The organism is Pseudomonas sp. S1(2024), from assembly GCF_046557535.1.
Genome location: NZ_JBKGFP010000077.1, coordinates 50,288 through 71,521, shown reverse-complemented (window position 1 = coordinate 71,521; position 21,234 = coordinate 50,288). Strand labels below are relative to the sequence as shown.

General features: G+C 63.1%; 16 protein-coding genes. 14 read left to right on the top strand and 2 right to left on the bottom strand.

From position 1 onward, the window contains the following. Nucleotides 1–49: 49 nt before the first annotated feature. Nucleotides 50–1,486, top strand: a complete 1,437-nt coding sequence (locus ACLCGK_RS21590; protein WP_410952878.1) for an IS1182 family transposase — start codon at nucleotides 50–52, stop codon at nucleotides 1,484–1,486. Between the two features lie 285 nt (nucleotides 1,487–1,771). Here ACLCGK_RS21590 and ACLCGK_RS21585 read toward each other — a convergent pair whose 3' ends face one another. Beyond that, nucleotides 1,772–2,221: a winged helix-turn-helix transcriptional regulator gene (locus ACLCGK_RS21585; protein ID WP_182328745.1), complete on the bottom strand. Its 450-nt coding sequence runs from the start codon at nucleotides 2,219–2,221 to the stop codon at nucleotides 1,772–1,774. 98 nt (nucleotides 2,222–2,319) lie between these two features. Here ACLCGK_RS21585 and ACLCGK_RS21580 point away from each other — a divergent pair, with 98 nt between their 5' ends. Further along, a complete protein-coding gene (locus ACLCGK_RS21580; RefSeq protein WP_264209514.1) occupies nucleotides 2,320–3,261 on the top strand; it encodes an aromatic alcohol reductase in 942 nt (313 codons plus the stop codon). Nucleotides 3,262–3,600: 339 nt separating this feature from the next. On the opposite strand, the gene ACLCGK_RS21575 is transcribed toward ACLCGK_RS21580, so the two are convergent. Next, nucleotides 3,601–4,515 (bottom strand): LysR family transcriptional regulator, encoded by a 915-nt coding sequence (locus ACLCGK_RS21575; RefSeq protein ID WP_085663894.1) that lies wholly within the window; start codon nucleotides 4,513–4,515, stop codon nucleotides 3,601–3,603. A gap of 268 nt (nucleotides 4,516–4,783) precedes the next feature. On the opposite strand from ACLCGK_RS21575, the gene speB reads away from it, so the two are divergent. From speB to lipA, 12 genes are all read left to right on the top strand, one after another. Next, nucleotides 4,784–5,755, top strand: coding sequence for an agmatinase (speB, locus tag ACLCGK_RS21570; protein ID WP_410952875.1), 972 nt, complete (start codon nucleotides 4,784–4,786; stop codon nucleotides 5,753–5,755). Between the two features lie 15 nt (nucleotides 5,756–5,770). After that, nucleotides 5,771–7,279 (top strand): aldehyde dehydrogenase family protein, encoded by a 1,509-nt coding sequence (locus ACLCGK_RS21565; RefSeq protein WP_410952874.1) that lies wholly within the window; start codon nucleotides 5,771–5,773, stop codon nucleotides 7,277–7,279. Between the two features lie 98 nt (nucleotides 7,280–7,377). Further along, entirely contained in the window at nucleotides 7,378–7,557 is a 180-nt protein-coding gene (locus ACLCGK_RS21560; RefSeq protein WP_031325569.1) for a hypothetical protein, read from the top strand. Then, complete coding sequence (locus ACLCGK_RS21555; RefSeq protein WP_410952873.1) at nucleotides 7,554–9,023, top strand: purine-cytosine permease family protein; 1,470 nt, start codon at nucleotides 7,554–7,556, stop codon at nucleotides 9,021–9,023. The genes ACLCGK_RS21560 and ACLCGK_RS21555 overlap by 4 nt, the downstream gene beginning before the upstream one ends. 4 nt (nucleotides 9,024–9,027) lie before the next feature. Then, on the top strand, nucleotides 9,028–10,716 hold the full coding sequence (gene betA, locus ACLCGK_RS21550) for a choline dehydrogenase (protein ID WP_410952872.1): 1,689 nt from the start codon (nucleotides 9,028–9,030) through the stop codon (nucleotides 10,714–10,716). Between the two features lie 445 nt (nucleotides 10,717–11,161). After that, nucleotides 11,162–12,586 carry a D-serine/D-alanine/glycine transporter gene (gene cycA, locus ACLCGK_RS21545; protein WP_410952871.1) on the top strand — a complete coding sequence of 475 codons (1,425 nt, stop codon included), beginning with the start codon at nucleotides 11,162–11,164 and terminating at the stop codon, nucleotides 12,584–12,586. A gap of 81 nt (nucleotides 12,587–12,667) precedes the next feature. Then, entirely contained in the window at nucleotides 12,668–14,200 is a 1,533-nt protein-coding gene (locus tag ACLCGK_RS21540; protein ID WP_169774771.1) for a sigma-54-dependent transcriptional regulator, read from the top strand. Between the two features lie 259 nt (nucleotides 14,201–14,459). Further along, nucleotides 14,460–14,837, top strand: a complete 378-nt coding sequence (gene gcvH, locus ACLCGK_RS21535) for a glycine cleavage system protein GcvH (RefSeq protein ID WP_085663889.1) — start codon at nucleotides 14,460–14,462, stop codon at nucleotides 14,835–14,837. 14 nt (nucleotides 14,838–14,851) lie between these two features. Then, entirely contained in the window at nucleotides 14,852–17,722 is a 2,871-nt protein-coding gene (gene gcvP, locus ACLCGK_RS21530) for an aminomethyl-transferring glycine dehydrogenase (protein WP_410952870.1), read from the top strand. Between the two features lie 61 nt (nucleotides 17,723–17,783). Then, nucleotides 17,784–19,037 (top strand): serine hydroxymethyltransferase, encoded by a 1,254-nt coding sequence (glyA, locus tag ACLCGK_RS21525; protein ID WP_085663887.1) that lies wholly within the window; start codon nucleotides 17,784–17,786, stop codon nucleotides 19,035–19,037. A 66-nt stretch (nucleotides 19,038–19,103) separates the two neighbouring features. Next, nucleotides 19,104–20,228, top strand: coding sequence for a glycine cleavage system aminomethyltransferase GcvT (gcvT, locus tag ACLCGK_RS21520; protein WP_410952869.1), 1,125 nt, complete (start codon nucleotides 19,104–19,106; stop codon nucleotides 20,226–20,228). A gap of 18 nt (nucleotides 20,229–20,246) precedes the next feature. After that, a complete protein-coding gene (gene lipA, locus ACLCGK_RS21515) occupies nucleotides 20,247–21,221 on the top strand; it encodes a lipoyl synthase (protein ID WP_410952868.1) in 975 nt (324 codons plus the stop codon). The last annotated feature ends 13 nt before the right edge of the window (nucleotides 21,222–21,234 follow it).

The window sequence follows — 21,234 nt, the reverse complement described above, 5'->3', positions numbered from 1 at the left end:
CCTGCGATTATCTAACCTTCTGATCGTCGAGATCGTGGCGGGGACGATCATGAAGCGGTTCATTGAGGGTGAGGCCCGGACGCAAGTCACGCTGCTGCCGGAGTGCCTGGATGATTACATCACCGAAGAAAACCCTGTTCGAGTGGTTGACGTTTTCGTCGATGAACTCGACCTCGGAGCGCTCGGATTCGAGGGTGTCGATCCGGCTGCTACGGGTCGTCCGGCCTACCATCCAGCAGTCCTGCTGAAAATCTACATCTATGGCTACCTCAATCGGATTCAGTCCAGCCGCCGGCTTGAGCGCGAGGCAGAGCGCAACGTCGAGCTGATGTGGTTAACGGGCCGGTTGGCTCCTGACTTCAAAACGATTGCTGACTTTCGTCGAGACAACGGTAAAGCTATTCGCGGCGTGTGCCGGCAATTCGTAGTGCTGTGCCGCAACCTCAATCTTTTCTCCCAGTCGATCATTGCCATCGACGGCAGCAAATTCAAAGCCGTAAATAACCGCGACCGCAACTTCACCCAGGGCAAGATCAAGGCGCGCATGCAGCAGATCGAGCAGAGCATTGACCGCTATCTTGCGGCGCTGGATTCGGCGGATCGGGCGGCGCCCGAGGTCGCCGAGGCCAAGGCTGAACGGCTGAGCGAAAAAATAGAAAAGCTGAAACAGCAGATGACAAAGCTAAAGGACATTGAAGCGCAGCTTCACGCCAGCCCAGATCAGCAAATCTCTCTTACCGATCCTGATGCACGCTCAATGGCCACGAGTGGCCGAGGTACTGGCACGGTTGGCTACAACGTACAAACAGCAGTCGATGACAAATACCATCTGATCATTGCTCATGAAGTCACCAATGTTGGCAATGACCGAACGCAGCTAAGCAATATGGCGAACCTGGCACGCGAAGAGATCGGCGCTGAGTCGCTGACAGTGGTAGCCGACCGAGGCTATTACAAAGGTCCGGAAATCCTTGCTTGCGAGCAGGCCGGGATCACCACTTTTGTCCCGAAGCCGCTGACATCAAGCAGCAAAGCGCAAGGCCGATTCGGTAAGCAGGACTTCATCTACATTGCTGCATCGGATGAATACCGATGCCCTGCGGGTCGGCTACTGACCCGCAGGCACTCTTCGATCGAGGACGGCATGTTGCTGCACTCCTACGGGTTCTCTGGCTGCCAAAGTTGCTCCATGCAGAAGCAGTGTACGACGGGTAAGGAACGCCGGTTGAAGCGCTGGGAGCATGAAACGGTAGTCGAAGCCGTGCAGATCCGATTGGAGCATGACTCAGGAAAGATGAAGGTTCGCCGGCAGACGGTGGAGCATCCCTTCGGAACGCTCAAATACTGGATGGGAAGCACTCACTTCCTGACCAAAACCCTACCGAGGGTAAGCACCGAGATGAGCCTTCACGTGCTTGCCTACAATCTCAAACGAATGATGAGCATCTTTGGCATCGCTGGACTGATTGAAGCGATCAGGACTTGAGGCCAAGCATTTTTTGCGTCCGTATACGGCTATCTGGGCCGCTGCCGCGGTCCAGATAGCACATGTCGCGCCTGGCGCCCGACTGAGGTAGATCTGCACTTACATCTGTTGAATTTACAGGCTGCCCCAGCTTCTTTCGCTACTCGACGTACTTACTTGCGTTTTCACACAGCCTGGACCCATAGCTGCCCTTCGCGAAGGACGGCTGTAGGCCAAAGGCATGCGTTCGATTTTTGCTAGGTCAAATCGAGTGCTACTTATCTTAATGAGGGTGCACGCTATCGATTACTCTGGATCAAAGAGTGCCGGGGTGGGGATTTGCCAGGCGGGCTTTTTTTCACCTTGACTGTCGAAAGCGCGACGCGCCTCGCGGAATTCCTCGGCGTTTTCGACCACCCACATCCAAACGGGGGACATCCGAACCAACAGCTCCATACCCAGCGGCGTCAGCTCGTATTCGACGCGCGGTGGAATTTCCTCGAACTCCCGTCGAAGCAGTAATCCATCCCGCTCCATGGCGCGTAGCGTCTTGGTGAGCATTCGCTGGGTCACCCCAGTCATCTGTCTTTTTATCTCGGCGTGGCGCATCGTGCCGTACACGCCCAAGGCATGCAGGATGCCCAATGACCATCGGCTACCTGCGTGAGCGAGGACTTCCCGCCTGACGCCATCATCATCTTCTCGGAGCGTTTGGCAGATGGCTTCTGCCTGGCTCAGAGCGTCCTGATTGGTCATTTATTCCTCCTAGGTATCACGCGTGTGCCTTCTTACGAGTACTGCCTGATCATGCCAGCATTTGCTCATGTTATAGGCATCACGCCTCAGGAGGAATCATGACCGAAGCAACCCCACTTGCCCCTCAATCCATTCTTGTTCTCGGCGCCGGGGAACTTGGTCTCCCGGTTTTGCGCAATCTCGTGCGAGTGGCAAAACGCGCACCCGGTTCCCAAATCAGCGTTCTTCTCCGAGAGTCGACCATCAACACCCAGATACCGGAGAAAAAGGCCGAAATCGAGGAGCTTCGCGGGCTGGGCATTCAGATGGTCGCAGCGGACCTGGTGAACGATTCAATTGAACAGTTAGCTGAAGTGTTCGCCCGGTTCGATACCGTCATAGGCTGTGCCGGCATGGTCGCGGGTCGAGAAACCCCCATGAAACTGGCAACCGCAGCGCTAAAGTCGGGGGTGAAGCGCTACTTCCCGTGGCAGTTTGGCGTGGATTTCGAAGTGATCGGTCGGGGCAGCCCCCAAGATCTTTTCGATTCTCAACTCGATGTACGCGAGGCGCTTCGTGCGCAAGACAAAACTGAATGGGTCATTATCTCGACGGGCATGTTCACCAGCTTCCTTTTCGAGCCCGTATTTGAGGTCGTCGACTTCGACAATGACACCGTTAACGCTCTCGGCAGTCTTGAGAACAGCGTGACGCTCACTACACCAGACGACATCGGCGCTCTCACGGCGGAAATCGTCTTCTTCGAACCTCGCTTCCGCAACGAGATTGTCTATCTCTCAGGCGACACGGTGTCGTATGGACAAGTCGCGAACATCCTCGAACATGCGCTGGGTCGTCCGTTCAAAACTAACGTGTGGACTGTTCCGTTCCTGATGGATGAGCTGAGAAAAGACCCTACCCATCACATCAAAAAGTACCGTGCTGTGTTCGCACAGGGCAGAGGTGTGGCATGGCCTAAATCGGGAACCTTCAACGAACAGCAGTCGATTCCAGTAACCACCGCTGAGCAATGGGCTCGGGCGAACCTTGGGGGCAAGTGAGCGCGACGACAGGTAGCTGACTTGCCGAGAACTCCTAGGCTCGACAGTGGACGCTGATAACTAGGTTGAGCGTTTAGAGGGCGACAAGCTGTCTAGACTTCAGCGTAGGGCCTCAGTGTCCGCAATGGGTCGAAAGCGGTCGGTCGCGATCAGCTACCTGCGACCTGTAGCCGGTCAGCGGCGATACAGGCGGGGACGTTGTAATCGACCACTTGCTTGACGTTTACCAATACCCTCATAGGTTCTCCAGTCATTGATGTTGGGGCGGCGGGCAGGGGGGCAACGACGGCAGCGCAGTATTGGCGGGTGGGGATCGTCCGTTTCGAGTAGCGGGGTGAATCAGGGGGAGCCGGGCTGGGAGGCGCAGGCATCGAGGTCTTCGAGGAACGCCTGCAGGATGGGTGGGCGCGATACGCCGCGGCGGGTGACCACATCGAACGGCGAGCAGAGGTCCAGCAGGCTGGCACCCAGGCGACGCATGTCGCCCGTCTTGATCCATTGCTCGGCGAAGTGCACCGGCAAGAAGCCGATATAGGCGCCGGAAATGATCAGGATCGCCGCTGCCTCGATGTTCTCCACGGTCGCATCGGCCTTGGTGATGCCCAACTGCTCCAGGTCGTACTGCTGCATGTAGCCGCGCACCACGATCCGGCTCTGGCGCACGTCCTCCATCAGCCGACCGTTGCTCGCGTTGCTGGCGAACAGCGGGTGGCGCCGGCCACAGTAAAGTCCCAGGGCCTCGTCATACAGCGGCTGGTAGGACAACCCCGCGACCCGCAATGGGAAGTGGCCGATGGCCAGGTGCAGCCTGCCGTCGAGCACGCGCTCTTCGAGTTCCGCCGGGGCACCGATATAGATGTGCAGGTGGGCATCGTGCCCACGCGAAACAAAGCGCTGGGTGGTGCGCGGCAGGGGCGAGACGGGGTCGGTCAGGGTGGAGTCGATGATGCCCAGGTTGAGCTTGCCGCTGATGTGCTGCTTGAGCACGTCGGCGTCCATGCAGAAGCTTTCCACGGCACTGAGCAGGCGCAGGGTCGCTTCATGGATGGCCACCCCTTGCTCGGTCAGGCGAAAGCCACTGCGCCCGCGCTGGCAGAGCTTGACCCCCAGGCGGGTTTCCAGGTGCGACATCTGTTCGCTTATGGTCGACTGGCCGGCATTGAGCGCGGCCTGTGCCGCAGAAAAGCCGCCGCACCTGACGATCGTGGTGAATACCCTGAGCAGTTTAAGGTCGACATCGTGCAGCTGGATCACCGTAGCCTCCCGGCCGGGTGTCACATCGCCAGTGCTGATATGAACACCCGTGCATTGTTCTTGTCGCGCAAGCTAACCATGAGTACCTGGCCGCTGCAATGCCTGGTATCGCCGGGTTCAACCACCGGCAGATACTTCGGATAGGGCGATGTATGTATCTGCACTTGCGCATTTTTCCTCGCTGGCACGGTTGCCATAGTGGATCGCAACGGTGGTCGAGCAGTCGCCCCGTCTCCTGAAACAGAACAAGAACTGGAGAAACCAGAACATGGCAAAGCACGGTTACGAGTCCGGCCGCCTGAACCTGCCCTTCGTGGGCCATTGCACGTTTGCCAAGGCCCCGGTGTGCACCGACTGGGCGGCGATCGACGCCGATGTGGCAATCCTCGGCGCGCCCAACGACATGGGCACCCAGTGGCGTTTGGGGGCACGTTTCGGACCCCGCGGCATTCGCGAGGCATCGACCCTGTTCTCCTTCGGCCATGCCGGCGCCTACGACTTCGAGGATGACGCCACCTACCTGACCGAAGACCAGGTCCGCATGGTCGACGTTGGCGATGCCGATATCGTGCACACCGACATGGCCAGCAGCAACGCCAACATCGAGTCGGCGGTGCGGCAGATCCTTGCAGCGGGGGCCATGCCGGTGGTGCTGGGCGGTGACCATTCGGTGCACGCCCCGGTCATCAAGGCGTTCGAAGGCCATGGGCCGATCCATATCGTGCACTTCGATGCCCACCTGGATTTCGTCGACGAGCGCCATGGCGTGCGCTACGGGCACGGCAGCCCGCTGCGCCGCGCTTCGGAGCTGGAACACATTGTCGGCATGACCCAGATGGGCATCCGCAACGTGTCGTCTTCCAACCGCGACGACTACGATGCCGCACGTGAGGCCGGTTCGCAGATCCTGTCGGTACGTGACGTGCGCCGCCTGGGCTGCGCGGGCGTGCTGGCGAAAATCCCCGAAGGCCGCAACTACTACATCACCATCGATATCGACGGCTTCGACCCGTCCATCGCCCCGGGCACCGGCACGCCGAGCCATGGCGGATTCTTGTACTACGAAGTGCTGGAGATCATCCAGGCACTGGCGCAGCGCAGCCACGGCCGGATTGTCGGCATGGACCTGGTAGAAGTGGCCCCGGCCTACGACCCCACCGGCATGACCTCGATCCTCGCCGCGCAACTGCTGATGAACAGCATCGGCTTCATCTTCCACGCGCGCGCCAAAGCCCGCTGACCCGGAGACTGTCCTGTGGACCACAAGGTAAAAGACTACTTGCAGGCCTTTGGTGTATCCGAGGCGACCCAGCACTTCCTCGGCAAACCGCAGCGCATGTTCATTGGCGGCGCCTGGCTCGAGGCCAGCGACGGTGGCAGTGCCGAGGTGGTCGAGCCGTCCACCGAGGGTGTGCTGACGCGCATCCCCATGGCCACTGCGGATGACCTTGATCGTGCCGTGCGCGCAGCACGTGCGCAGTTCGATGGCGGTGCCTGGAGCCAGCTCAAGCCACTGGAGCGCGAGCGCCTGATCCATCGCCTGGCCGACCTGATCGAGACCCACGGCGACGAACTGGCGCAGATCGAAGCCATCGACATGGGCAAGTCGGTCGCCCAGGCACGCGCGGTCGATATCCAGGGCACGGTCGATACCCTGCGCTATTTCGCCGGCTGGGCCAGCAAGATCCACGGCCGCACGGTCGAGCCTTCGCTGCCAGGGAACTACCTGGCGTACACGCGCAAGGAGGCGGTGGGGGTGGTCGGTGCCATCGTGCCGTGGAACTTCCCGCTGCAGACCATGGCCTGGAAGCTCGGCGCGGCGCTGGCCACCGGTTGCACGGTGGTGGTCAAGCCGGCAGAGCTGACTTCGTTGTCGGCGCTGCGCTTTGCCGAGCTGGTGCAGGCCTCGGGTATTCCCGACGGGGTGGTAAACATCGTGACCGGGCGCGGCAGCGTGGTCGGCGAAGCGATGTCCCGTCACCCGGGCATCGACAAGCTGAGCTTTACCGGTTCGACACCGGTCGGCTGCTCGGTGGGCAAATCGGCGATGGACCAGATGAAACGCCTGACCCTGGAGCTGGGCGGCAAGTCGCCAGTGATCGTGTTCGCCGATGCGGACATCGAGGCAGCGGCGCAAGCCGTGGCCAACGGGGTGTTCTTCAACTCCGGGCAGGTGTGCGACGCCGGCACCCGTGCGTATGTCGAACGCAGTGTCTACCCGGCGTTCCTCGAAGCGCTGGCCAGGTACACCGCCACCCTGAAGATCGCCCCGGGCCTGGACCCGGACTGTTTCATAAGCCCCATGGTGTCGCTCCAGCAACAGCAGCGGGTGCTGGACTACATCGCCCTGGGCAAGGCCGAAGGCGCACAGGTGTACTACGGCGGCGAGCCGCTCGACGGCCCGGGCTTCTTCGTGCAGCCCACGATCTTCGCCAACTGCAGCAACGACATGCGCGTGGTTCGAGAGGAGATCTTCGGCCCGGTGCTGGTGACCCAGCCGTTCGACACCCAGGAACAAGCGCTGGCCCTGGCCAACGATTCGGAGTTCGGCCTGGCGGCGGCGATCTACTCCAACGACCTGGGCAAGGTCCATGGGCTGATTCCGCGCCTGCGTGCGGGCACGGTGTACGTCAATGCCCACAGCACCCTGGACCCGTCCATGCCGTTCGGTGGCTACAAGCAGTCGGGCTATGGCAAGGACATGGGCGCAGAACAACTGGAGTTCCTGCTGGAGACCAAGGCGGTCTGGATCACCTTGCCCTGAGGTAACAGGGCCGTCCTGCGCCGCTGAAGGTTGGCGAGCGGCGCAGGTTTATCGAATGCATCAAATTTCAAGAACAAGAACCTGTCGAGGTGATGCCGATGAACAGCCAAGTGGATATCGAGCGAGCGCAAGACCTGGAAAGGCGCTTGCGCGCCTATGAAGAACTGGAGAACAAAGCGCACTGGCCGGGCGCATTGACGGTGGCCGACGTGGTGGCACTGGCCCTGCTGACGCTGGTGATGGTTGCCGGCGCGTACTACCTGGGAGGCCAGCCATGAGTGCTTCCCGCGAGCAAGAATTTCGCCTGAGCGCGGAACGTGGCGACACCCCCTTGCTGCCCAGTGAGCGGGTTTGGGGTTTCTGGGGGTTTGCCTACGCCAACTCGGCGCTGGCGGTGGCCACCTGGGTGTTCCTGATCGGCGGCGCCACCGCGCTGTTCGTCGGGCCCTTGCAAGGGATTGCCGCAATCATCATCGGCAACATCATCGGCGTGGTCCTCGCCGCGTCGTCCACCTGCCTGCCGTGTGGCAAGTACGGCGTCGAGCAGTTCACCTTCCTGCGCAGCATGTTCGGCCTCAATGGCAGCCGCCTGGTGTACTTCCTCTCGGTGGTGGTGCTGACCATGGGCTGGCTGGCGGTGCTGGGGCTGATGTGCGGGCGGGCGCTGGACAATCTGGAAACCCTGGTACAGCAGAGCCAGCCCAACGGTGATGGCTGGCTGGTAACCGCGGGAGGCTTGCTGGCCATCGTGCTGGCGGCGCTGGTGGCCATGCGCGGGCCGGACATGATCCGCCGGCTGAGCGCGGTGATCGCGCCCAGCCTGATCCTGATCATGCTGGCACTGATGTACTTCATCTCCGGTCGCTACAGCTTCGACGAACTGCTGGCCATGCCGCCTTTGCAGCCACCGTTCGAGAACCCGCACGTCAACTTCATGGTCGCGGTGGAGATCAACATCGCCGCGGGCTTCTCCTGGTGGCCCTACATCGGCAACCTGTCGCGCCTGTGCAGCAACCAGCGCACGGCCTTCTGGCCCAACCTGGTGGGCATCTTCGCTGCGGCGTCGCTGGGCGAGTCAATCAGCCTGTTCGCCGCCACTACCCTGGGCAGCAGCGACCCTACCGCGTGGATGCGCCTGGCCGGCGGCATGGGGTTCGGCGTCATCGCCCTGAGCTTCCTGGCGCTGGCCAACCTGACCGGCATGGTCAACATCCTCTACACCGCGGTGATCGGCTTGCGCCAGCTGGGCGGCGAGCGCCTGCGCAGCGTGGGCTGGGGGGTACTGATCGGCCTGTTCTGCATCATCCCGTTATTGATCGTGGTGTTCCTGCCGGGGATCTACGACGGCTTCTTCATCTTCCTGGTGTGGACATCCGCGCTCAACAGCGCCCTGGCCGGCATCGGCATCGCCGATTACTTCTTTTTGCGCAAGCAGCGCCTGAACCTGCGCCAGCTCTACGCCGAACAGAGCGTATCGCCGTTGCGCTACTGCAAAGGCTTCAACCCCATCGCGCTGCTGGCGCTGGTGGCGGGCTTCGCGATCTATGTGGTGGTGTTCAACCCGCAGACGCTGGCCCATACCGACTTCTTCACCTTCGCCACCGCCTCGCTGCCGTCCTGCCTGCTGGCCGGGCTGGTGCACTACGGCCTGACCCGGCTGCTGGCGGCGCGCCTGGGCTGGGGCGGCTACCCAAAGCGCAATGAACACAATATCCAGGCTGCCAGCCTTCGTGTACAGGACTAGAACCATGACCAAGCGATACGACTACATCATCATCGGCGCAGGCTCTGCTGGCTGCGTCCTGGCCAACCGCTTGAGCGAAGACGCCGGTACCTCGGTGCTGGTCCTGGAGTTCGGCGGCAGCGACCGCAGTGTGCTGATCCAGATGCCCAGTGCCTTCTCGTTGCCGATGAACACCAAGAAGTACAACTGGCGCTACGAGACCGTCGCCGAAGCGCACCTGGACAACCGCCGCCTGCATTGCCCGCGGGGCAAGGTGCTGGGCGGCTCGTCCTCGATCAATGGGCTGGTCTACATCCGTGGCCATGCCTGCGACTTCGATGAATGGGAAAGCCTGGGGGCGAAGAACTGGAGCTACCGTTACTGCCTGCCGTACTTCAAGCGTGCCGAGCAGTACAAGTTTGGCGGTGACGACTACCGCGGCGGCATGGGGCCGCTGGCCACCAACAACGGCAACAACATGCAGAACCCGCTGTACGGCGCCTGGGTCGAGGCCGGTGCCGAAGCCGGCTATATCAAGACCGACGACTGCAACGGCTACATGCAGGAAGGCTTTGGTGCCATGCACATGACGGTCAAGGATGGCGTGCGCTGGTCCACGGCCAACGCCTATCTGCGCCCCGCCATGAGCCGGCCGAACCTGACCGTGATCACCCATGCCATGACCCGGCGCATCCTGCTCGATGGCAAGCGGGCGGTGGGCGTGGAATATGATCACGGCGGCCAGACCCACAAGGTCCTGTGCAACCGCGAGGTGCTGGTGGCGTCCGGCCCGATCGGTTCGCCGCACTTGTTGCAACGCTCCGGCATCGGCCCCGAGGCCGTGCTGAAGAAGGCTGGCATCGAGGTGCGCCACCCCTTGCCTGGGGTGGGCGAGAACCTGCAGGACCACTCGGAAATCTACATCCAGTATGCGTGCAAGGAGCCGGTGACCCTCAACGGCAAGATGAACCTGCTGGGCAAGGCGATGATCGGTCTGCGCTGGTTGCTGTTCAAGGACGGTCTGGGCGCCAGCAACCACTTTGAGGCGGGCGGTTTCATCCGCTCATCCAAGGGCCTGCGCTGGCCGGACATCCAGTTCCACTTCCTGCCGGCGGCCATGCGCTATGACGGCGACAAACCGTTCAAGGGCCATGGTTTCATGGTGCTGACCGGGCCCAACAAGCCCAAGAGCCGCGGCCATGTGCGGGCGTTGTCGGCCGACCCGTACCAACATCCGGAAATCCGCTTCAACTACCTCGAGAGCGAGGAAGACCGGGAGGGCTTCCGCCGCTGTGTGCGGCTGACCCGCGAAATCATCGCCCAGCCGGCCATGGACCGTTTCCGCGGCGAGGAACTGGCGCCCGGGCCGCAGGTGCAGACCGATGAGCAGATCGACGCATTCGTGCGCGCCAACATGGAAAGCACCATGCACCCGTGCGGCTCGTGCCGGATGGGCGAGGATGACATGGCAGTGGTCGACTCGACATTGCGTGTGCATGGCCTGCAGGGGCTGCGGGTGATCGACTCCTCGGTGTTCCCGAGCGAGCCCAATGGCAACCTCAACGCGCCGACCATCATGCTGGCCGAACGCGCTGCCGACCTGGTGCGCGGGCGCCAGCCGCTGGCACCGAGCGATGTGCCGGTTGGCCTGGTTGGGGGCTGGGAGGAGCAGCAACGCAGCCGTGCGCCGCTGCGCGAGATGCCTGTCCGCTAAATAGCCGGGCTGACGCGTTCGGTGCAGGAGCTTCCTTGTGTCGCGATAGGGCTGCGCAGCAGCCCCAGGATTTCAGCGCAGAAGCGAACATTGCCGGGGCCACTTTGCGGCCCTACCGCGACACAAGGCCGCTCCTACAGGGGATCGCGTCAGCCTGGCGGACTGAATGCGCTCCATTGGAATGATTTCGATACAGAATGGGGAGGGGCAGCGCTCAGTGTGCCCGGGGCTGCTCGAACGCCTGATTGGCACGGTTTTCTGGAGTGACTTCTTTACAGCCACGAAAGCCCTGGTTGAATAAAACTCCGCCAACTAGCGCTATTGGCGTTTGGCACAGAGCTTGCTCTCTACCTTGCACGCGATCGGATTTGAAAGTTGTTCATCCGGTCTCGAGGTTTGAACTTGTGACGTTATAAAAACAATTAGACTAGCAAGGTAGAAAACAATGAATAACTTGCCCCACGGTCACCGCCCGCCTGATGGTGACGCACACGAACTCAAGCGTAACCTGTCCAACCGCCATATCCAGTTGATCGCCATTGGCGGTGCTATCGGCACCGGCCTGTTCATGGGCTCTGGCAAGACCATCAGCCTGGCGGGGCCCTCCATCATCTTTGTCTACATGATCATCGGCTTCATGCTGTTCTTTGTCATGCGGGCAATGGGCGAACTGTTATTGTCCAACTTGAAGTACAAGTCGTTCATCGATTTCTCGGCTGACCTGCTCGGCCCGTGGGCGGGGTTCTTCACCGGCTGGACCTACTGGTTCTGCTGGATTGTCACCGGTATCGCCGACGTGATCGCCATCTCTGCCTATTCGCAGTTCTGGTTCCCCGACATCCCCTTGTGGATACCGGCGTTGGCGTGTGTCGGCCTGTTGCTCAGCTTGAACCTGATGACGGTGAAGATGTTCGGCGAAATGGAGTTCTGGTTCGCCATGATCAAGATCGTCGCCATCTGCGCGCTGGTCTGCACCGGGTTCTACATGGTGGCGGTGGCTTACCAGTCGCCGGCCGGGCATGCGGCATCGCTGGCCAACCTGTGGAATGACGGTGGCATGTTCCCCCATGGCGCCATGGGCTTCTTCGCCGGCTTCCAGATTGCGGTGTTTGCCTTCGTCGGCGTCGAACTGGTGGGGACCACCGCCGCCGAAACCAAGAACCCGGAACGCAACCTGCCACGGGCGATCAACTCGATTCCCTTGCGCATCATCGTCTTCTACGTGCTCGCGCTGGTCGCCATCATGGCCGTCACACCCTGGCGTGAAGTGGTGGCCAACAAGAGCCCCTTCGTCGAGCTGTTCGTACTGGCCGGTCTGCCGGCAGCCGCGGGCATCATCAACTTCGTGGTGCTGACCTCGGCCATGTCGTCGGCCAACAGCGGCGTGTTCTCGACCAGCCGCATGCTTTACGGCCTGGCAGTGGATGGCGATGCGCCTGGCAAGTTCGGTGCGCTGTCCTGCCGCGCGGTACCTTCCAACGGCCTGATCTTTTCCTGTGTGTGCCTGACTGGCGGGGCGCTGGTCATCTACCTGGTGCCGAACATGCTCGAGGCCTTCACGCTGATCACCACGGTGTCGGCACTGCTGTTCATGTTCGTCTGGTCGATCATCCTGCTGTCGTACCTGGCGTACCGCAAGCAGCGTGGCCCGTTGCACCAGGCGTCGATGTACAAGATGCCGGGCGGCACGTTCATGTGCCGGGTGTGCCTGGTGTTCTTCGCCTTCATCCTGGCCTTGCTGGCGCTGGAGGCTGACACCCGCAGCGCGTTGTACCTGATGCCGGTCTGGTTTGTCGTGCTGGGCCTGGCCTATCGATCGATCTGGCGGAAAAGGCAGCAGGCCATGCAGCTGTCATTCGATGCCGATTGATCACCTTATTCACGTTTTGCCCAAGGGGGACGGCGTGCTGCGCTGTCCCCCTGTCGTCTTTTTGCCAAGCAGGGAATCTTTATGAGAATCCACGTCAACTTTGTCGACCGTGTCGGTATCACTCAGGAAATCCTCTCGCTGCTTGGGGCGCGCAACCTCAATCTTGATGCGGTGGAGATGATTCCGCCCAACGTCTACATCGATGCCCCAACCTTGTCCCCGGTGGTGCTGGACGAACTCTACGCTGCCCTGATGGACGTGGACGGCGTGCAGGAAGTGGCGCTGGTCGACTTCCTCCCCGGCCACCGCCGGCGCCTGCAGCTGGAGGCATTGCTGGCGGCGATGAGCGACCCGGTGCTGGCGGTGGACCCTGGCGGTCATGTGCTGCTGGCGAACCCGACCCTGGTCGCCCTGGTGGGGCGCGAGCCGGCCGGTGAGCCATTGAACAGGTTGTTTGCCGAGCCGGACCTGGCCAAGACCCTGATCGACAAGGGCTTCCGCCTGCCAATGTGCGAGGTGGGCTTTCAGGGCCAGGCCCTGCTGCTGGAGGCCACGCCGATCAGCGGTGGCGCCGATGGCCTGGTGGGTGGCCTGCTGACCTTGTACCCACCCAGCCGCATCGGCGAGCGCCTGGCCTCGCTGCTGCATGACAACAGCGAAGGCTTGGGGGCGTTGCTGGGCGAGTCGGCGGCGCTGCAGGCGCTCAAGGCCCGCCTGCACAAGGTGGCGAGCCTGGAGGCGCCGGTATTGATCCAGGGCGAGACCGGTACGGGCAAGGAACTGGTGGCCCGTGCCTGCCACGCGCTGAGTGCCCGGCGCGATGCCTCGTTCCTGGCGCTGAACTGCGCGGCATTGCCCGAGAGCCTGGCCGAAAGCGAGCTGTTCGGCTACGCCGCCGGTGCCTTCACCGGCGCCCAGCGCGGCGGCAAACCGGGCCTGCTGGAACTGGCCGATGGCGGTACGGTGTTTCTCGATGAAGTGGGCGAGATGTCGCCGTACCTGCAGGCCAAGCTGCTGCGTTTTCTCAATGACGGCAGTTTTCGCCGGGTGGGCGGTGGCAGCGAAGTGCAGGTGAATGTGCGGGTGGTCTGCGCCACCCACCGCAACCTGGAAAACATGGTGATCGAGGGCGGCTTTCGCGAAGACCTCTACTATCGCCTCAACGTGCTCAACCTGCAGGTGCCGCCGCTGCGTGAGCGCGGCAAGGATATCCTGCTGCTGGCCGAGCATTTCCTGCGCCAGGCCTGTGCGCAGATCCAGCGCGCCCCGTGCCGGCTGGCGCTGGCCACCCATCCGCTGCTGCTGGGCAATCGCTGGTCCGGCAATGTGCGCCAGTTGCAGAACGTGATCTTCCGTGCGGCGGCCATCAGCGAAGGGGACGTGATCGACTGCGATGACCTGGAGCTGGCTGGCACCGCCCTGAGCAGCCAGCAAGCCGAGGGGCTGGAGATCGTCAGCCTGGAAGCGGCCGTGCAGGCATTTGAAAAATCCTTGCTGGAAAAGCTGTACACGAGCTACCCCTCGACCCGGCAACTGGCGGTGCGCTTGCAGACTTCGCACACGGCGATCGGCCAGCGTTTGCGCAAGTACGGCATCGCCAGTCGGGTCTCGTAGCCGGCCCGGTGCGAATACGCTCCGCTGGAGTGATTATGCTCCAGGCGGGCGTGGTCCCGGGTTCATTGGCCCGTGCTGTCAGGGTTGGCTGCCGTGCCCAGGCCACGGAGCGAATACGCTCCATCGCGCAGGCTTGGGATGGACCGAAATAAAACAGTAAGGCATTGATGTGTAAGGGTTTTAGTGAGTTGGCATCACCCTTGCTCTGTATCAGTCAGTCCTGCATCAGGACCTATCTGATAACAAGAGAGGAAGATCCATGAGCACGCTGCGTTTTACTCCTGAACACGAATGGCTGCGTCTGGAAGCGACTGGCGAGTTGACCGTCGGCATCACCAGCTATGCCCAGCAGGCCCTGGGTGACGTGGTGTTCGTGCAACTGCCGGAGCCGGGCGAGTACGGAGAGGGCAACGAAGTCGCGGTGCTCGAGTCGGTCAAGGCCGCCAGCAACATCACCATGCCTTTGCGCGGCACCGTGGTGGCCGTCAACCAGGCCCTGGCCGACGACCCCGAGCTGGTCAACACCTCGCCCATGCAGGACGGCTGGTTCTTCCGCATCCAGGCGGCCAACCCGTCGGAGCTCGACGGCCTGATGGACCAGGACGGCTACGACCGCTTCCTGGCCGACAACGCCTGAGCCAGGGGGCAGAGATGACCAACGCATCCATCCCGCTGGGCACTGACAACGAATTCATCGCCCGCCATATCGGCCCGCGCGAGGGCGATATCGACGCCATGCTGGCGCTGGTCGGCCATGACTCACTGGAAGCCCTGATCGACAGCGTCATTCCCGCCAGCATCAGGGGCAGCAGCGTGCTCGAGCTGAGCAAGGGGCAGGGCGAGGCTGAAGCCCTGGCCGCACTCAAGGCCATCGCTGCGAACAACCAGCTGTTCAGCAACCACATCGGCCAGGGCTATTACCCTTGCCACACGCCCACGCCGATCCTGCGCAACCTGCTGGAAAACCCGGCCTGGTACACCGCCTACACGCCGTACCAGCCGGAAATCTCCCAGGGCCGCCTGGAGGCGTTGCTGAACTTCCAGACCCTGGTCAGCGACCTCACCGGCATGCAGATCGCCAACGCCTCGTTGCTCGACGAAGCCACCGCCGCCGCCGAGGCCATGACCTTCTGCAAGCGCCTGGCGAAGAACAAGGCCCCGGCGTTCTTCGCGTCCAGCCATTGCCACCCGCAGACCCTCGATGTGCTGCGTACCCGTGCCCAGCCACTGGGTATCGAAGTGGTCATCGCTGATGAAGCGTTGCTGGATTGCCAAGCCCTGGACGGCTATTTCGGCCTGTTGCTGCAGTACCCGGCCAGCACTGGTGCCATCACCGACCACCGCGCCCTGGTGCAACGCGCCCATGCGGCGGGTGCGCTGGTGGCTGTGGCCGCTGACCTGCTGGCACTGACCTTGCTGACCCCACCGGGTGAGTTCGATGCCGACGTGGTGCTGGGCAGCGCCCAGCGCTTCGGCGTGCCGCTGGGCTTTGGCGGCCCGCATGCGGCGTACTTCGCCACCCGCGATGCGTTCAAGCGCGACATGCCCGGCCGCCTGGTCGGCGTGTCCATCGACCGCTTCGGCAAGCCGGCCCTGCGCCTGGCCATGCAGACCCGCGAGCAACACATCCGCCGCGAAAAGGCCACCAGCAACATCTGCACCGCGCAGGTGCTGCTGGCCAACATCGCCAGCATGTATGCGGTCTACCACGGTCCCCAGGGCCTGGAGCAGATCGCCCGGCGTGTGCACCGGCTGACCGCGATCCTGGTGCAAGGGCTGAAACAGCTCGGGCACAAGGTCGAGCAGGCGCACTTCTTCGACACCATCAGCGTGGTCACCGCGAGGCCTTTGGCCGATGTGCTGGCTGCCGCCAATGCGGCACGCCTGAACCTGCGCCTGATTGACGAACTGCGGGTTGGTGTGTCGCTGGATGAAACCTGCGAACAGGCCAGTGTCGAGGCCCTGTGGCAGGTGTTCGCCGAACCCGGCCAGGCGCTTCCAAGCTTCACCGCGTTGGCCGCCGGCAGCAGCGATTGCCTGCCCGTGCCACTGCTGCGCGCGACCCCGTTCCTGCTACACCCGGTGTTCAACCGCTACCATAGCGAAACCGAACTGATGCGCTACCTGCGCCGCCTGGCCGACAAGGACCTGGCCCTGGACCGCAGCATGATCGCGCTCGGCTCGTGCACCATGAAGCTCAATGCCGCCAGCGAAATGGTCCCGATCACCTGGCCCGAGTTCGGCGCCCTGCACCCATTCGCCCCGGCTGAGCAGTCGCAGGGTTACCGCCAGCTGACCGATGAACTGGAGGCCATGCTCTGCGCGGCCACCGGCTATGACGCCATGTCGCTGCAGCCCAATGCCGGTTCCCAGGGTGAGTATGCCGGCCTGCTGGCGATCCGCGCCTACCACGCCAGCCGTGGCGAGGCAGGGCGCGATGTATGCCTGATCCCGTCGTCGGCCCATGGCACCAACCCGGCCACGGCGCAGATGGCCGGCATGCGGGTGGTGGTGGTCAACTGCGACGAGCGTGGCAACGTCGATGTCGCCGACCTGCAGCTCAAGGCCGAGCAGCACAGGGCGCAGTTGGCTGCGCTGATGATCACCTACCCCTCGACCCACGGCGTGTTCGAAGATGCCATCACCCGCATCTGCGACATCATTCACGAGCACGGCGGCCAGGTGTACCTGGATGGCGCCAACATGAACGCCATGGTCGGCCTGTGCGCCCCGGGCAAGTTCGGTGGCGACGTGTCGCACCTGAACCTGCACAAGACCTTCTGCATCCCCCATGGCGGTGGCGGCCCCGGTGTCGGCCCGATTGGCGTCAAGGCGCACCTGGCGCCGTTCCTGCCCGGTCACGCCCATCTGGCGAACCCGCGGGGCGCGGTCAGCGCGGCGCCTTATGGCAGTGCCAGCATCCTGCCAATCACCTGGATGTACATCCGTATGATGGGCGGGGAAGGGCTCAAGCGCGCCTCGCAGCTGGCGATCCTCAATGCCAACTACATCGCCCGCCGCCTGGAGGAACACTACCCGGTGCTGTACACCGGCGAGAACGGACTGGTCGCCCACGAGTGCATCCTCGACCTGCGCCCGCTCAAGGACAGCAGCGGCATCAGCGTCGAGGACGTGGCCAAGCGCCTGATCGACTTCGGCTTCCATGCCCCGACCATGTCCTTCCCGGTGGCTGGCACGCTGATGGTCGAGCCGACCGAGAGTGAATCCAAGGAAGAACTGGACCGCTTCTGCGCAGCGATGATCTGCATCCGCGAGGAAATCCGCGCCGTGGAAAACGGCACCCTGGACAAGCTCGACAACCCGCTGAAGAACGCCCCGCATACCGCCACCGAACTGGTGGGCGAATGGCCCCACGGCTATGCCCGGGAGCTGGCGGTGTACCCGCTGGCCGAACTGCGCGACAGCAAGTACTGGCCGCCGGTGGGGCGCGTGGACAACGTCTACGGCGACCGCAACCTGGCCTGTGCCTGCCCGCCGCTGTCGAGCTATCAAGATGCCTGACCCTGCTGGCCCGGACGCTTCCGGACCGTGCTTGCCGACCGAACAACAAGGAATCTCACCCATGTTCCACAAAAGCCTGACCCTGTCCGATTTCGACCCTGCACTGTCCGCGGCCATCGGCCGTGAAGTGCAGCGCCAGGAAGACCACATCGAGCTGATCGCTTCGGAAAACTACACCAGCCCCCAGGTGATGCAGGCCCAGGGCACCGAACTGACCAACAAGTACGCCGAAGGCTACCCGGGCAAGCGTTACTACGGGGGCTGCGAGCATGTCGATGTGGTCGAGCAGCTGGCCATCGACCGCGCCAAGCAGTTGTTCGGTGCCGGTTATGCCAACGTCCAGCCACACTCGGGCTCCCAGGCCAACGCGGCGGTCTACCTGGCCCTGCTGCAGGCCGGTGATACCTTGCTGGGCATGAGCCTGGCTCACGGCGGCCACCTGACCCACGGGGCCAAGGTGTCGTCCTCGGGCAAGCTGTACAACGCCGTGCAATACGGCATCGATGCCAACGGCCTGATTGACTACGACGAAGTCGAGCGCCTGGCGGTCGAGCACCAGCCGAAGATGATCGTGGCTGGTTTCTCGGCCTACTCGAAGACCCTCGACTTCCCGCGTTTCCGGCAGATCGCCGACAAGGTCGGGGCCTACCTGTTCGTCGACATGGCCCACGTTGCCGGGCTGGTCGCGGCAGGCCTGTACCCCAACCCGCTGCCGTATGCCGATGTGGTCACCACCACCACCCACAAGACCTTGCGCGGGCCGCGTGGCGGCCTGATTCTGGCCAAGGCCGACCCGGAGCTTGAGAAAAAACTCAACTCGGCGGTGTTCCCAGGCGGGCAGGGCGGGCCGCTGATGCACGTGATCGCGGCCAAGGCGGTGTGCTTCAAGGAGGCCCTGGCGCCTGGTTTCAAGGATTACCAGCGCCAGGTCATCAGCAACGCCCAGGCCATGGCGCAGGTGTTCATGCAGCGCGGTTTCGACGTGGTCTCCGGTGGCACCGACAACCATCTGTTCCTGGTCAGCCTGATCCGCCAGGGCATCACCGGCAAGGATGCCGACGCCGCGCTGGGCCGTGCGCACATCACGGTGAACAAGAACGCGGTGCCCAACGACCCGCAGTCGCCGTTCGTGACCTCGGGCCTGCGCATCGGTACCCCGGCAGTGACTACCCGTGGGCTCAAGGAGGCGGAATGCCGCGCCTTGGCGACCTGGATCTGCGACATCCTCGACCATCTCGGTGATGCCGACGTCGAGGCCCAGGTGGCGCGCCAGGTGGCAGCGCTGTGCAAGCTGTTCCCTGTCTATCCGGCCTGACCTCAGGGCTTGGCGGCTGTCGGCAGTGTGCCGGCAGCCCATATCATCGAAGGCCAGGAGCCAGCCATGACCACAGAACAACTGCAACAAACCCCGCTGCACGACCTGCACCTGGCGCTGGGGGCACGCATGGTGCCATTCGCCGGTTATGCCATGCCGGTCCAGTACCCGCTGGGTGTGCTCAAGGAACACCTGCACACCCGTGAACAGGCTGGTCTGTTCGACGTTTCGCACATGGGCCAGATCCGCCTGCGCGGCGCAGAGGCCGCCAGGGCGTTGGAAGCGCTGGTGCCGGTCGACATCATCGACCTGCCGGTGGGCATGCAGCGCTATGCGCTGTTCACCAATGACGATGGCGGCATCCTCGACGACCTGATGGTGGCCAGGCTGGGTGACGACGAGCTGTTGCTGGTGGTCAACGCCGCCTGCAAGGAGCAGGACCTGACCTACATGCGCCAGCACCTGGAAGGTTATTGCGAGGTCGAGTCGTTGTTTGCCAGCCGGGCCTTGCTGGCCCTGCAAGGCCCGGCGGCGGCCAAGGTACTGGCGCGACTGGCGCCCCAGGTTGCCGGCATGACTTTCATGCAGTTCGCCAGTGTGAGGCTGCTGGGTGTCGACTGTTACGTCAGCCGCTCGGGCTACACCGGCGAAGACGGCTACGAAATCTCGGTACCGGTCGAGGCGGCGCCCATGCTTGCCCGTTCGATGCTGGCCGAAGCCGAGGTCCAGCCCATCGGCCTGGGGGCCCGTGATTCGCTACGCCTGGAGGCCGGGCTGTGCCTGTACGGCCATGACATGGCGGTGCACACCACGCCGATCGAGGCCAGCCTGGGCTGGGCGATCTCCAAGGCCCGGCGTGCCGAGGGTGAGCGCGCTGGCGGCTTCCCCGGCGCCGAGCGCATCCTTGCCCAGCAGCACGAAGGCGTGGCCAGCAAGCGCGTGGGCCTGCTGCCTGCAGAGCGCGTGCCGGTGCGTGAAGGGGCAGTGATCGTCGATGCTCGGGAGCAGGTGATCGGCCGGGTCACCAGTGGCGGTTTCGGTCCCAGCCTGGGCGCGCCGCTGGCGATGGGCTACCTGCAGAGCGAGCAGGCAGCGCTGGGCACGCAAGTGTTCGCCCAGGTGCGCGGCAAGCACGTGCCGATGCAGGTGGTGCGCACACCGTTCGTGGCGCAACGTTACTACCGTGGCTAAAGGCCAGACTGTCGGAGCATGAGCATGAGTGAAATCCAGACTGCCCCTACGCACCCGCAGCCCTTGCAGGCCGGGGTGAAACTGCGCGGCGCCGACAAGGTGGCGCGCATCCCGGTGAAAATCCTGCCCACCGAGCAGGTGCCGCGCAAACCCGACTGGATTCGCGTGGAGATTCCCACCACGCCGGAAGTGGCACGGGTCAAGGCCCTGCTGCGCAAACACAAGCTGCACAGCGTGTGCGAAGAGGCGTCCTGCCCGAACCTGGGCGAGTGTTTCTCGGGCGGCACGGCGACGTTCATGATCATGGGCGACATCTGTACCCGCCGTTGCCCGTTCTGCGATGTCGGCCATGGCCGGCCCAAACCACTGGATGCCGATGAGCCGACGAACCTTGCCATCGCCATTGCCGACCTTGGCCTGAAGTATGTGGTGATCACCTCGGTGGACCGTGACGACCTGCGCGATGGCGGCGCCCGCCACTTCGCCGATTGCCTGCGCGAGATCCGCAGGCTGTCGCCGGGTATTCAGCTGGAAACCCTGGTGCCGGATTACCGTGGCCGTATGGACGTTGCTCTGGACATCACGGCGCAAGAGCCGCCAGACGTGTTCAACCACAACCTGGAAACCGTGCCGCGCCTGTACCGGGCGGCACGGCCGGGCTCGGACTTCGAGTGGTCACTGGACCTGCTGGAGCGCTTCAAGCAACGCCTGCCGGCGGTACCGACAAAGTCCGGCCTGATGCTAGGCCTGGGCGAGACCGATGCCGAGGTGGTCGAGGTGATGCAGCGCATGCGTGAGCATCAGGTTGACATGCTGACCCTGGGGCAGTATCTGCAACCGTCCCGCAGCCACTTGCCGGTGCAGCGCTTCGTGCACCCTGACACCTTCGCCATGCTTGCCGAGCAGGCCTTGGCGATGGGGTTCAGAAACGTGGCCTCCGGGCCGCTGGTGCGCTCGTCTTACCACGCTGACCGGCAACTGCAAGCAGTTTAAGGGTTCAGATCAC